The organism is Paraplanobispora siamensis (assembly GCF_016863175.1).
GTDB lineage: Bacteria > Actinomycetota > Actinomycetes > Streptosporangiales > Streptosporangiaceae > Planobispora > Planobispora siamensis.
Map to the genome: position 1 here is coordinate 150,869 of NZ_BOOJ01000012.1, position 12,574 is coordinate 163,442.

General features: G+C 71.4%; 13 protein-coding genes and 1 other RNA gene. 9 read left to right on the plus strand and 5 right to left on the minus strand.

Features of this window, described 5'->3' with window-relative positions; all coding sequences use genetic code 11:
* Positions 1-123 precede the first annotated feature (123 nt).
* A complete protein-coding gene (locus tag Psi01_RS06305; protein ID WP_204062984.1) occupies positions 124-1,080 on the minus strand; it encodes an AraC family transcriptional regulator in 957 nt (318 codons plus the stop codon).
* A gap of 82 nt (positions 1,081-1,162) precedes the next feature.
* On the opposite strand from Psi01_RS06305, the gene Psi01_RS06310 reads away from it, so the two are divergent.
* On the plus strand, positions 1,163-2,035 hold the full coding sequence (locus Psi01_RS06310) for an NAD(P)H-binding protein (RefSeq protein ID WP_204062985.1): 873 nt from the start codon (positions 1,163-1,165) through the stop codon (positions 2,033-2,035).
* 273 nt (positions 2,036-2,308) lie between these two features.
* On the opposite strand, the gene Psi01_RS06315 is transcribed toward Psi01_RS06310, so the two are convergent.
* Entirely contained in the window at positions 2,309-3,349 is a 1,041-nt protein-coding gene (locus tag Psi01_RS06315; RefSeq protein WP_239127175.1) for a dipeptidase, read from the minus strand.
* 108 nt (positions 3,350-3,457) lie between these two features.
* Positions 3,458-4,951, minus strand: coding sequence for a flavin-containing monooxygenase (locus tag Psi01_RS06320; RefSeq protein ID WP_204062986.1), 1,494 nt, complete (start codon positions 4,949-4,951; stop codon positions 3,458-3,460).
* A 185-nt stretch (positions 4,952-5,136) separates the two neighbouring features.
* Between Psi01_RS06320 and Psi01_RS06325 the strand changes: the two genes are divergently transcribed.
* From Psi01_RS06325 to rnpB, 4 genes are all read left to right on the plus strand, one after another.
* On the plus strand, positions 5,137-5,982 hold the full coding sequence (locus tag Psi01_RS06325) for a Nif3-like dinuclear metal center hexameric protein (protein WP_204062987.1): 846 nt from the start codon (positions 5,137-5,139) through the stop codon (positions 5,980-5,982).
* Positions 5,979-6,719 carry a zinc ribbon domain-containing protein gene (locus tag Psi01_RS06330; protein ID WP_204062988.1) on the plus strand — a complete coding sequence of 247 codons (741 nt, stop codon included), beginning with the start codon at positions 5,979-5,981 and terminating at the stop codon, positions 6,717-6,719. The genes Psi01_RS06325 and Psi01_RS06330 overlap by 4 nt, the downstream gene beginning before the upstream one ends.
* On the plus strand, positions 6,716-7,948 hold the full coding sequence (locus Psi01_RS06335; protein ID WP_204062989.1) for a bifunctional RNase H/acid phosphatase: 1,233 nt from the start codon (positions 6,716-6,718) through the stop codon (positions 7,946-7,948). Before Psi01_RS06330 ends, Psi01_RS06335 begins: the two co-directional genes overlap by 4 nt.
* Before the next feature lie 60 nt (positions 7,949-8,008).
* An RNA gene (gene rnpB / locus Psi01_RS06340) (RNase P RNA component class A) lies at positions 8,009-8,401 on the plus strand.
* A gap of 83 nt (positions 8,402-8,484) precedes the next feature.
* Here rnpB and Psi01_RS06345 read toward each other — a convergent pair.
* A complete protein-coding gene (locus tag Psi01_RS06345; RefSeq protein WP_204062990.1) occupies positions 8,485-8,997 on the minus strand; it encodes a hypothetical protein in 513 nt (170 codons plus the stop codon).
* 211 nt (positions 8,998-9,208) lie between these two features.
* On the minus strand, positions 9,209-9,718 hold the full coding sequence (locus tag Psi01_RS06350; RefSeq protein WP_204062991.1) for a hypothetical protein: 510 nt from the start codon (positions 9,716-9,718) through the stop codon (positions 9,209-9,211).
* A gap of 173 nt (positions 9,719-9,891) precedes the next feature.
* On the opposite strand from Psi01_RS06350, the gene Psi01_RS44510 reads away from it, so the two are divergent.
* The 4 genes from Psi01_RS44510 to Psi01_RS06360 all read left to right on the plus strand — a co-directional run bounded on the left by Psi01_RS44510 (position 9,892) and on the right by Psi01_RS06360 (position 12,537).
* On the plus strand, positions 9,892-9,969 hold the full coding sequence (locus Psi01_RS44510; RefSeq protein ID WP_373872469.1) for a putative leader peptide: 78 nt from the start codon (positions 9,892-9,894) through the stop codon (positions 9,967-9,969).
* Between the two features lie 109 nt (positions 9,970-10,078).
* A complete protein-coding gene (locus tag Psi01_RS06355; RefSeq protein WP_204062992.1) occupies positions 10,079-11,038 on the plus strand; it encodes a TauD/TfdA dioxygenase family protein in 960 nt (319 codons plus the stop codon).
* A 168-nt stretch (positions 11,039-11,206) separates the two neighbouring features.
* A complete protein-coding gene (locus tag Psi01_RS44030) occupies positions 11,207-11,341 on the plus strand; it encodes a hypothetical protein (RefSeq protein WP_275424491.1) in 135 nt (44 codons plus the stop codon).
* Positions 11,341-12,537 (plus strand): YeiH family protein, encoded by a 1,197-nt coding sequence (locus tag Psi01_RS06360; protein WP_204062993.1) that lies wholly within the window; start codon positions 11,341-11,343, stop codon positions 12,535-12,537. The genes Psi01_RS44030 and Psi01_RS06360 overlap by 1 nt, the downstream gene beginning before the upstream one ends.
* The last annotated feature ends 37 nt before the right edge of the window (positions 12,538-12,574 follow it).

The window sequence follows — 12,574 nt, forward strand, 5'->3', positions numbered from 1 at the left end:
TGCGGGAGCGCGGCTTCTTCGTGCCGGATTCACCGGCCGCTCCGCCTGGGCGCGCCAACCTCAATCCATGCAGCCCATCCGGCCCATGAGGGCAAGGGTGGCCGGGCGCGGCGCGGGGGTGCCTCAGGAGACTCCGGCGGGTTCGGCGCGGGCGATCCTGCGGTGCTCCTGGGGGCTGATGCCGCGCACCCGTTTGAAGGCGGTGCTGAGCGCGAACGCGCTGCCGTACCCGACCCGCGCCGCCACCGCGCCGACGGTGGCGTCCGAGCCGCGCAGCAGGTCGGCGGCGAGCGCCAGCCGCCAGTCCGTCAGGTACGCCATGGGCGGCTCGCCGACCAGCTCGGTGAAGGAACGGGCCAGGGCCGCGCGGGAGACGCCCACCTCGGCGGCCAGGCCGGCCACCGTCCAGGGGCGGTCGGGGTGGGCGTGCAGCAGCCGCAGCGCCCGGCCCACCACCGGGTCGCCGAGCGCGTGGTACCACGCCGGCGCCTCGGCCTCCGGGCGGGAGAACCACGCCCGCAGGACGGCGATGAGCAGCAGGTCGAGCAGCCGGTCCAGGACCACCTCCTGGCCCGGCTCCTCCTTGACGATCTCCTGGCCGAGCAGGGGGACCAGGGGGCTGCCCAGGGACTCGCCCGGCAGGACCAGCAGGGCGGGCAGGGCCCGCAGCAGCCTCTTGCTGATCTCGGAGTTCGGCTGGTAGGTGCCGACGAGCATCATCACCGGGCCGTCCGGGTCGTTGCCCCAGGTCCGCACGCCCAGGTCCATCATTTCCGACAGGTCCTCGCCCCCGGGGGTGGTGCAGCGCTGCCCCGGGTGGACCACGACCTGCGGCGGGGTGGCCGGGTCGTCGGCGAAGGTGTATGGGTCGGGACCGCGCGTGATCACGATGTCGCCCGGGCGCAGCCGTACCGGCTCGCCGCGGTCGGGGATCGCCCACGCCTCGCCGCGCACCATGGCCACCAGGGAGAGCGGCGCCTCGTCTTCGATCCGTACGGACCACGGCGGGCTCAGCATCGCGCGCAGCAGGAACGCCTCCCGGGCCCGCGGCCCGTCCAGGAGGCCGGCGAGTGTGTCCATGCGGATCAGCTTAGACGCATACGCATGGAATTGAGCATCTCAACCATGTTCCGTCTCGCGCCGCGCGGATTTGATAGGGGCCATGACGGAGAACACGGCAGAGAACACGGCAGAGAACACGGCAGGAAACACCACCGGGAACACGACGCTGGTCATCGGCAGCACGGGCAAGACCGGCCGGCGGGTGGCGGCCCGGCTGCGGGCGCGCGGCCTGGCCGTACGAGACGGCTCCCGCTCGGCGAACCCGCCGTTCGACTGGAACGACCGCGCCACCTGGGAGCCCGCGCTGCGGGACGTGCGGGCGGTGTATGTGACCTACTACCCGGACCTGGCCGCCCCCGGCGCCGCCGACGCGGTCCGCGCCCTGGCCGCGCTGGCGGTGGACGGCGGGGTCCGCCGGCTGGTCCTGCTGTCCGGCCGGGGAGAACCGGAGGCGGCGGCCGCCGAGCGGGCGGTGCAGGAGTCCGGCGCGGAGTGGACGATCGTGCGCGCGAGCTGGTTCTTCCAGAACTTCGACGAAGGCCACCTGCTGGAGCCGGTGCTCGGCGGAACGATCGCGCTGCCCGCCGGGGACGTCGCCGAGCCGTTCGTCGACGCCGAGGACATCGCCGACGTCGTGGCCGAGGCGCTCACCGGGGACGGCCACGCGGGAGAGGTCTACGAGGTGACCGGCCCCCGGCTGCTGACCTTCGCCGAGGCGGCCGCCGAGATCTCCGACGCCGCCGGCCGGGAGGTCCGCTATCTGCCGGTCTCCGCCGCCGGCTACGCGGCCACGCTCAAGGAGTACGGAGTGCCGCCGGAGGAGGCGGAGGTGCTGGCCGGCATGTTCGCCGACATCCTGGACGGCCGCAACGCCCACCTGGCCGACGGCGTCCGGCGCGCCCTGGGCCGGGAGCCCCGTGACTTCGCCGACTATGTGAAAGCTGTCGCGGCCACCGGCGTGTGGAAGGGCTGAGCCGGGCTCCCGGAATTCCCGGGCCTCGGGGCTCCCGGACTTTCGGAACTCCCGGGTCTTGGAACTCCCGGGTCTTGGAACTCCCGGGTCTTGGAACTCCCGGGCTTCACTCGCGGGCTTCCGGGGCCTGTGGGCTCTCCGGTTTCACCGGCCAGGGGCTCCGCCCGCGCTCGCGCCGGCCTGCCCGCCCGCGCCTGACCGCGCGTCCGTCCGTGTCACGGTCAGGACGGGCGCACGGTCAGGCGTGGGCGCACGGTCAGGACGGGCGCACGGTCAGGCGGGGCGGCCCAGCTCGGCGCGGAACAGGCGCAGGACGTTGTCACCGAGGATCTTGACGATCTCCTCCTCCGCGAAGCCGTGCTTGTCCAGCGCCTCGGTGACCAGGGGCAGGCCGCCCGGCCCGGACAGGCCGGGGACGGACGCCATCACGTCGAGGCCGCTGGGGCCGGTCTCGCAGCAGGGCGGGGTGACGTCGTGCAGGACCTCGCGGATGAAGTCGGGGCCCAGGCCGACGTGGTCGATCCCGGCGACGCCCGCGACGTGCGCGATGTGGTCAACCAGGCGGTCCACCGTGTAACCGGCCGGGTCGTCGGACAGGAAGGCCGCCAGGAAGTTGACGCAGACCACGCCGCCGGTCGCCGCGACGCCGCGGATCTGCTCGTCGGTCAGGTTGCGGTGGTGGTCGCGCAGGGCGCGGGCGGCCGAGTGGGTGGCCATGACCGGGCGGGTCGACAGCTCCAGCACGTGCTCGACACCCGTCGCGCCGAGGTGCGAGACGTCGAAGATCATGCCCAGGCGCTCCATCTCGCGGACCGCCTCCACCCCGGCCTCGGTCAGCCTGCTGCCGGTGGCGTCCTCGCCGCTGCCGTCCGCGAGAGCCGTACGGCCCCAGTGGGCGATCGAGGCGACCCGCACGCCCAGCCGGTGCAGCGTGGGCAGCAACTCCACGTTCGCGTCCAGGCCGGGCATGCTCTCCAGCGCCAGGACCAGGGCGATCAGCCCCTCCGAGAGCGCCTCGTCGACCTCGGCGCCGGTGGTGCACAGCCGTACCTCGTCGGCGTTGCCCTCGGCCAGCACGTGCGCGCATTCGATCATGCGCAGCGTCTGGCGGAGGGCTCCCTCGGGGCGGTACTGCCCCTCGACGAAGACCGGCAGCACCTGCAGGTCCACCCCGCCCTCGCGCAGCTGGGGCAGCCAGCGCTCGCGGAAGAACGGGGCCCAGCGCGCCGGCGGCCGGGCCGTGACGGCCATGAGCAGGTCGTTGTGGGTGTCGGCGACCACGGCGTCGTGGTGGAGGTCGGCTGCGGCGGACACGTGCTGGCCCTTCCTCGCGGGTGACTGTGCCCCGGACCTTACCGGCCCCGGGGGTGCTCCGGGAGGGTCCGGGCGTCGTACGGGATCGGCGGTGAAGCCGTACGGGGGTCAGCGGGCGAAGCGGAACGCCGCCGGGCGCGGGGCGCGGGTCAGGCGGCGGTACAGGGGCGTGGAGCCCGGCCAGTTGTTGGTCACCCGGCCGGCGGCGTTCTTGTACCAGCTCGCGCAGCCCGCCTGCCACACCATGTGATCCATGGCCCGGTCCAGGCTCCTGCGCCAGGCGTCCATCGCCTCGGGCCGTACCTCCATCGGCCCCCGGTCCATCAGGTACGGCAGGCAGCCCATGATGTAGCGGACCTGACACTCGATCATGAAGACGATCGAGTTGTGGCCGAGGTTGGTGTTGGGCCCGTAGAGCATGAACAGGTTCGGGAAGTGCGGGACCGCGATGCCGAGATAGGCCTCCGCGCCGTCCTTCCACTCGTCGTGGAGCCGGCGCCCCTGCCTGCCGGTGATCTCGATCGGCACCAGGAACTCGGTGCTCTGGAAACCGGTCGCGTAGATGATCACGTCCGCCTCGCGCAGCCCGTCCGTGGTCTCCACGCCCTCCGGGGTGATCCGGACGATCTTCTCGGTGACGACGTCGACGTCGGGACGGGCCAGCGCGGGATAGAACCTGCTGTCGATGACGATCCGCTTGCAGCCGATCGGATAGTCCGGGGTCAGCTTGGCCCGCAGCGCGGGGTCGGGGATCTGCGCGCGCAGGTGGTCCAGGGCGCGCTTGCGCACCACGGCGGTGCTCCAGCCGCCCGCCAGCGCCGGATAGAGGGCGCCCTCGGCGTAGCGGTAGATCCACTCCCGGTAGATCCGCTGGGAGAGCGGCAGATAGTGGAAGACGGCCCGGGCCGCCCGGCCGAAGACGGCGTCCGGCTTGGGGATCACCCAGTTGGGGGTCCGCTGGAAGACGTCCAGGTGCGCGGCGGTCTCGGCCACCGGCGGGATGAGCTGGGCCGCCGAGGAGCCGGTCCCGATCACGGCCACCCGCCTGCCGGTCAGGTCCACCGAGTGGTCCCAGCGGGCGGAGTGGAAGGACGGTCCCGTGAAGGACGACATGCCCGCGATCTCGGGCAGGTGCGGCCGGTTGAGCTGGCCCACGGCCGAGACCACCACGTCGAAGAGCTCCTCGCGCTCCTCGTCCTTCCCGTGCTCCTCGTGCTCCTCGCGCTTCCCGGATTCACCGCTGCCCGCCGTACGCACCCGCCACTTGCCCAGCGTCTCGTCGAAGACGGCCGAGACGACCTCGGTGTGCAGGCGGATGTGCGAGCGCAGGCCGTACTTGTCGGCGCACATCTCCAGATAGTCGAGGATCTCCCGCTGCCCGGGATAGCGGCGGGTCCAGCTGGAGTAGCGCTCGAAGGAGAAGGAGTACAGGTGGGAGGGGATGTCGCAGCCCGCCCCCGGATAGGTGTTGTCGCGCCATGTCCCCCCGACGTCCCCGCCCTTCTCGAAGAGCGTGTAGGAGTCGATGCCCGCCCGTTCGAGCTGGATGGCCATGCACAGCCCGCCGAATCCGGCACCGATGATCGCGACAGTCGGACCCATGGGAATCCTCCGGGGGAGTCAGGATTCACTTACATTAGGCGATCTGCTGGCATTGGGGAACAGTTGCGAGCCCTGCCGGGAACGTCCGATCCGCCGTGCCGTACGGCCGTCGCGGGGTGGGAGGGATCACGCGGGCGGGGAACCGGATTCACGTGATCACGGTGGGGGGCCGGTAGTCTGCGCACGTGTCCACGCTTGCCGACGTCGTCAGAGAGCTCGAATCCCACTACGACCCCCGGTGGGCGGAGTCGTGGGACGCGGTCGGGCTCGTCTGCGGCGACCCGTCCCAGCCCGTCACGAAGATCCTGTTCGCGGTGGACCCGGTGGCCGCCGTCGCCGAGGAGGCGGTGGACTGGGGCGCCGATCTGATCGTCACCCACCACCCGCTCTACCTGCGCGGCACCACCAGCGTCGCCGCCACCACCTTCAAGGGCCGCCTGGTCCACACCCTGATCAAGAACGACATCGGCCTCTACACCGCCCACACCAACGCCGACGTCGCCGATCCCGGCGTCTCCGACGCCCTGGCCCGCGCCGTCGGCCTGACCGGTCCGCTGGTCCCGCTCAGCCCCTCCGCCGACGACCCCCGGCGCGGGCTCGGCCGCATCGGCTCCCCGCCCGAACCCCTGCCCCTGCGCGACTTCGTACGGCGGGCCGCCGCCGGCCTGCCCGGCACGGCCGGCGGCCTGCGCGTCGCCGGAGACCTGGACCGCGAGGTCCGGCGGATCGCGGTGAGCGGGGGAGCGGGGGACTCGCTCCTCGGTACGGCCCGCGCCGCCGGGGTGGACGTGTTCCTCACCGCGGACCTGCGCCACCACCCGGCCAGCGAGTTCATGGAGGCCGCCGCCGGCGGCGACGGGCCCGCGCTCGTCGACGCCGCCCACTGGGCCACCGAGTGGCCCTGGCTGGCCGATGCCGCGCGGCTCGTGGCGTCCGGGTTGGCGGCCGGGGGGATTAATGTTGAGACGCGCGTCTCCGAGACGGTCACGGACGCCTGGATCACAACAGCAAAGTGCGAGGAACTCACGTGAAAGCAGCCCCGGCAGCCCAGAAGCGCCTGCTCGACCTGGCCGAACTCGACTCCGTGATCGACAGACTGGCCCATCGCCGCCGCACTCTGCCGGAACTGGCCGAGATCGACGACCTCGCGGCCCGCGTGGCCCGGCTGGCGACCCAGGTGATCGCCGCCGAGACCGAGGCGGGCGACCTCGCCCGGGAGCAGACCAAGGCCGAGGCCGACGTCGACTCCGTGCGCACCCGCGCCGAGCGCGACCAGAAGCGCCTCGACTCCGGCCAGGTGTCCTCGCCCAAGGACCTGGCCAGCCTGCAGTCGGAGATCGCCTCCCTCCACCGCCGCCAGGGCGACCTCGAGGAGGTCGTGCTGGAGATCATGGAGCGCCGCGAGGCCGCCGACGAGCAGGTGAGCAAGCTGGTCGCCGAGCGCGACGAGCTCGCCGCCGCCCGCGCCGCCGCCGAGGACCGCAGGGACGCCCTCTTCGCCGAGATCGACAAGGAGAGCGCGGAGGTCAAGGGCAGGCGCGGTGACATCGTCGCCGACATCCCCGCCGACCTGCTGGCGCTGTACGACAAGCTCCGCGAGCAGTTCGGCGTGGGCGCCGCGATGCTCCAGGGCAGCCGCTGCCTCGGCTGCCGTACGAGCCTGTCCATCGCCGACATCAACCGCATCAAGGCCGCCGCCCACGACGAGGTGGTCCGCTGCGAGGAGTGCCGCCGCATCCTGGTCCGCACGCCGGAGTCCGGTCTGTGACCTCGTACGTCATCGAGGCCGACGGCGGGTCCCGGGGCAACCCCGGCCCCGCCGGTTACGGGGCGGTGGTCAAGGACGCCTCCGACGGCCAGATCCTCGTCGAGGACGCCGCGGCGATCGGCACCGCGACCAACAACGTCGCCGAGTACCGCGGGCTGATCGCCGGGCTGCGGGCGCTGCTCGACCTGGCCGGTGACGGCGCGGCCGCCGAGGTCCGGATGGACTCCAAGCTGGTCATCGAGCAGATGGCCGGCCGCTGGAAGATCAAGAACGAGGGCCTGCGACCGCTCGCCCTGGAGGCCGGAGCGCTCGCCCGCCGTCTGCGGGTCACCTGGAACTGGATCCCCCGCGAGCGCAACAAGGACGCCGACCGCCTGGCCAACGAGGCCATGGACGCGGCGGCCAAGGGCATCCCGTGGCATTCCACGACCACCGCGGCGGCGTCGGTCGCGCCGTCGGCCTCCCCGGTCGCGCCATCTGAGGCGTCGGCTTCGCCGTCCCCGGCTCCGACGCAGGGGTCGCTCTTCGACTCAACCGACATTTCCGAAATATCATCCGATGCCCCTGTGGCCGCGTCCGCGCCCAAGGGCAGCGGCTGGCGCCCGCCCACGTCCAAGGCCACGACCCTGATCTTGCTGCGCCACGGCGAGACCCCGATGTCCGTCGAACGGCGTTTCTCCGGCATCGGCGACCCAGAGCTCACACCCGACGGCCGCGCCCAGGCCGAGGCCGCGGCGGCCAGGCTGTCGCGGGAGCCGTACGGGGTCCAGGCGATCGTCAGCTCCCCGCTCAAGCGCGCCCGCGCCACCGCCGAGGCCGTCGCCGCGCGTACCGGCCTGGAGGTGATCGTCGAGGAGGGCCTGCGGGAGGCCGACTTCGGCGAGTGGGAGGGCCACACCTTCACCGAGATCCAGCGCCGCTGGCCGGACGAGCTCGCGGCCTGGCTGGCTGACCCGTCCGTCGCGCCGCCGGGCGGGGAGAGCTTCGAGGCGGTGGCGGAGCGGGTCCGGGCGACCGGCGACAAGCTCGTCGAACGGTACGAGGGCCGCACGGTCCTCGCCGTCTCCCACGTCACGCCGATCAAGACGCTGCTCAGGTTCGCGCTGATGGCCCCGCCCGCGGCGCTGTACCGCATGCACCTTGATCTGGCCTGCGTCTCCCTGATCGAGTACTACGCCGACGGCCCGGCCGTGGTGAAGGCCTTCAACGACACCGCGCACCTGCGCTGAACCCCCCGGCGGCCGGGCGGGAGCCCGCCGGGGAGCCGATAAGCTTGGCGGCACGGCGGACGAGCCGGCCGGGCGGCCGCGTCGGGTCTTTCCGAAGACCCGCCGAGGAAGGTCCGGGCTCCACAGGGCAGGGTGGTCGGTAACGCCGACCCGGGGTGACCCGCGGGACAGTGCCACAGAAAACAGACCGCCCCTCCTCGGAGGGGTAAGGGTGAAACGGTGGTGTAAGAGACCACCAGCGCCCACGGTGACGTGGGCGGCTCGGTAAACCCCACCCGGAGCAAGGTCAAGAAGGGACGCCCTCCGGGGCGTCCCGCGCGCGACGTTCGAGGGCTGCCCGCCCGAGCCGCGCGGGTAGACCGCTCGAGACCGGCGGCAACGCCGGTCCTAGATGGATGGTCGCCCCTTCACACCAGTGAAGGACAGAACCCGGCCTACAGGCCGACTCGTCCGCCTTCGCCCTTCTGGCCAGGGACGAAGCTATAGCTCGGCAAGATCAGTGCACATCTGGTGCGCGGAGTGTGACATAGGCGACGTCAGTCGTCCCGCGTCACGCCGCGACCTTCCCATCGGGCGGCGATAAGGAGCGCCGCGGTGCTGACCGCATAGGCGATGGGCGCCAATGCCCAGAATCCTCCCTCCGGATGCGTGCCGAAGTAGAAGTCCGGTTGACTACCGGCAAGCGTGTCCGGGGTGGCGTCCGCCGGCGGGATGGTGACCGGAAGCGCGCTCAGTACGGGCACCAGATGGAGCAGGGTCAGGACGCCGAAGAGTCCGCTGACGGCGCCGACCGGGATGTGAGATCCCGCTGTGGCAACGACGCCTGTCAGAAGCGGCAGGGCACCGATGACGAAGACATCCAGGGCTATGAAGTCCCGCTTCGATATCCCGGGAAAGGAACTGGCGAGCCTCGCCAAAGGCAGGGGGAGATAAGATCCTCCGCTCTTCGTCGTGGCGAGCAACACCCACGGCACCAGCGAAGCGCCCACCGCCACAGCGAACCACGTCCACGAGCGACGGCCTACCGGCGCGTTCTTCCACGTCAGCACCAGGAGAGCGTAGAGGACACTTTCCGGAGTCGTCCTACTTCCGGTAGATCGCCTGGTCCAACGACCGGTCACGATCCCGGAGGCCGCTGCCCTCATTCTGTCGGGAGTCGTGAGCGGATTTTCTGCAGGTCGGGTTGTGGTTGTTCGCCCCTCAAGCAGTCCTGAGGAGGGTACGTCGGGGCAGCGGAAACCGGCTTCTCCGGGACGGGGATCAATCCCACCACAAGACGACGGCCAGCCTGCGACGTGCAGCCTCAGCGTAGAAGTCTCGCAGCGCGGAGAGGCGTCGCATCAAGTACTCTCCGGGGTGCTCCACCATCGGGAGAAGCTCGCCTGCCAGTGCCAGGGCTTTCCCGTCAGGAGGTGTCAGCGCGGCCGATACCGCCGCCGTCGCGCTCGGCAGCATCGATGCCACCGAGGCGACGGCGGCGGGGTCCAACGCGGTGATCGGATGTTCCCACACGGTACTGGGGTGATCTCGATAGGTCGGATTGACCTCCTGCTCCCCGGTGATCGCATACCGCAACGCGGCGAAGACGTCGGGGTCGACGCAGGCCGGTTCGCCAACGCGCAACAGCGGTCCTGAAGCCCAGTCCAGATCCAGGTGATCGGAGTGGGAAGCCGTCGCGAAGGAACAGAGCCGATCCAGCTCATCGGCCGACCTGCGGCAGAGTTCCAACTGCTGCTCCGAGATCCGAACGAACTGCTGTGTCACGGCCATGCCCGACAGCCTGACAGGGCCGGCGTCGTGATGTCCGGTTTCAGGGACGTAAGGAAGATCCGGTTCGGGGGCCGATGAGCGTGTGAGACGTCTTGCGGCAGAGGGCGAGAGAGCGTGCTAATTCCATGTATTCCCTATTGACTTATAGGTAAATACGGCTCAGAGTCATAGGTGTGAGCAGCGAGCTTCTGACCTCGCGCCGCCACGTCGACCTCCGGCGGCAGGCGAGCGCCCTGTGTGCGATGCGGTGACCTCCGGGTCCCGTCCCTCCTTTCCCCGGTGCCGGGCCCGACCGGCTCGCACCGTCCCGTGCCGGGCTCAGGACACGCCCGGCGGCATCAGAACTCAGGAGGCCATCACATGTCAGCAACCACCAGCACCCTCGAGATCCGGCGCGTCGCCGGGCACATCGGCGCGGAGATCACCGGCATCGACATCTCCCATTCGCTCGACCCCACCACGGTCGCCGAGATCCGCCAGGCCCTGCTCGCGCACAAGGTCGTGTTCTTCCGCGGCCAGACCCTCGACCACGCCTCACAGATCGCCTTCGCCCGCCAGTTCGGCGAGCTCACCCACGCCCACCCGCACGAGGACGCGCCGCCGGAGGAGTTCCCGCAGATCCTCACCATCGATCCGCTCCGTTACGAGGAGCGCTACGGGGCGGAGTACCGCGAGCTCTACCGCAAGCGGCAGTACTCCTACTACTCCGGTTGGCACACCGATGTCACCGCCGCGGTCAACCCGCCCGCCGCCTCCATCCTGCGTGCGGAGACCGTCCCCGAGTTCGGCGGCGACACCCAGTGGACCAATCTGGTGGCCGCCTACGAGGGCCTGTCGGAGCCGTTGCGCCGCTTCGTCGACGGCCTGCGGGCCGAGCACCGCTTCCTCGCCGGCTACCAGACCACCGACGAGGACGGCAGGCTGCTCAAGCGGATCAACGACAACCTGCTGATCTCCGTCCACCCCGTGGTCCGGGTCCACCCGGAGACCGGGGAGCGGGCGCTGTTCGTCAACCCCGGCTTCACCGACCGCATCGTCGGCGTCTCTTCCCAGGAGAGCCGGCGCATCCTGGACCTGCTGTACGAGCAGATCACCCGTCCCGAGTACACCGTCCGGTTCCGCTGGGCGCCGGGCAGCGTCGCCTTCTGGGACAACCGCGCCACCGCCCACCTGGCCCCCACCGATCTGGATCACCTCGACGTACGGCGCACCCTGCACCGCGTCACCCTGATCGGTGACCGGCCCGTCGGCCCCGACGGGTTCATCTCCGAGATCGTCGCCGGTCGCGAGTTCGCCGCGGAGTCCCTGGTCGTCGCCTGACGGCCCGATCTCGGCCGGTAGCCGGCGATCCATCCCACGAGCACGGGCGGGGGCCCTGGGGGGTGTCCCCCGCCCGTTCCCCCATGGCGGCCCGAGCGGCCGCTTCTCCCGCGACGGCCCGCACGGCCGTCTCCCACGACGGCTCGAGCAGCCGCGGAAAGGCGTCCCATGAGTGAGCAAGACTCCCCGACGGGCGGCGAGAGCCGTACCGCCTTCACCGAGGACTGGGCCGCCACGGTCCTCGGACTCGTCCTCCTCCTGCTGGTCATCACCGGCGTGATGCCGGCGGGGCTGGTGCCGTGATGAGCACCGAAGACCTCACTTCCCGGGCTTCCGAAGCGTCCGGGGCTTCCGAAGCGTCCGGGGCTTCCCGAGCGTCCGGCGCCGCCTCCGCGCCCGCCACCCCCGATCCCGCCGGCCGTACCGCGCCCGCCCGGCAGCGGACGGCCCTCGGCGTCCTGGTCGTTCTCCTCCTCGCCGCCGCCACCCGCTTCCTGGACAAGAACGTCTCCACCTGGTTCGCGGACTCCGACCTGGCCAAGGCGGTCGAGTACCCGGTCTACGCGATCGCCCTCGGCCTGCTGGGCAACGCGATCCTCACCACCACCGGACTGCGGGACCGGCTGGCCGGCGGGTTCCGCACGGAGTTCTTCATCAAGACCGGCCTCGTCCTGCTCGGTGCCTCGATCAACCTCAAGGTCATCGTCACCGCCGCCGGACCGGCGATCATCCAGGGCATCGTGCTGATCAGTACGGTGTTCCTGTTCACCTGGTGGCTGGGCGGGAAACTCGGCTTGGACGACAAGCTGCGGGCGCTGCTGTCGGCCGCCGTGTCGATCTGCGGCGTCAGCGCGGCCATCGCCGCCGCCGGTGCCGTACAGGCCCGGCGCGAGCAGCTCGCCTACAGCGCCAGTCTGGTGATCGCCTTCGCCCTGCCGTCCATCTTCATCCTGCCCGCCCTCGCCTCGGCGCTCGGCCTGAGCCCGGAGGTGGCGGGAGCCTGGGTGGGCGGCAACATCGACACCACCGCCGCGGTGACCGCGGCGGGGGCCGTCGTCGGTGAGGAGGCCCTCGCCGTCGCGACCATCGTCAAGGTCACCCAGAACGCGCTCATCGGCGTCGTCGTGGTGGCGCTAACCGCCTGGTTCGCCTTCCGCGTCGAGCGCCGTCCCGACGCCGCCCGGCCTGGTGCGGGCGAGTTGTGGCGGCGCTTCCCGAAGTTCGTGATCGGCTTCCTCGCCGCCTCGGTGATCGCGACCTGGTACCTCACCACCGTCCCAGCCGCCGAGGGCAAGGAGGTCATCGGCGTCGCCAACGACCTGCGGGCCTGGTTCCTGATCCTGGCCTTCGTCAGCATCGGGCTGGAGTTCCGGGTGTCCTCGCTGCGCGAGGCCGGCTGGCGCCCGGTGGGAGTGTTCGCCGCGGCCACCGTCGTCAACGTCCTGGTCGCCCTGGGGCTCGCCGTCCTGCTGTTCAGCGGCTTCAGCGCCGCCCCGTAGTCCCGCCGGGGCGGCCGGCGGGACTACGGTGACGGTA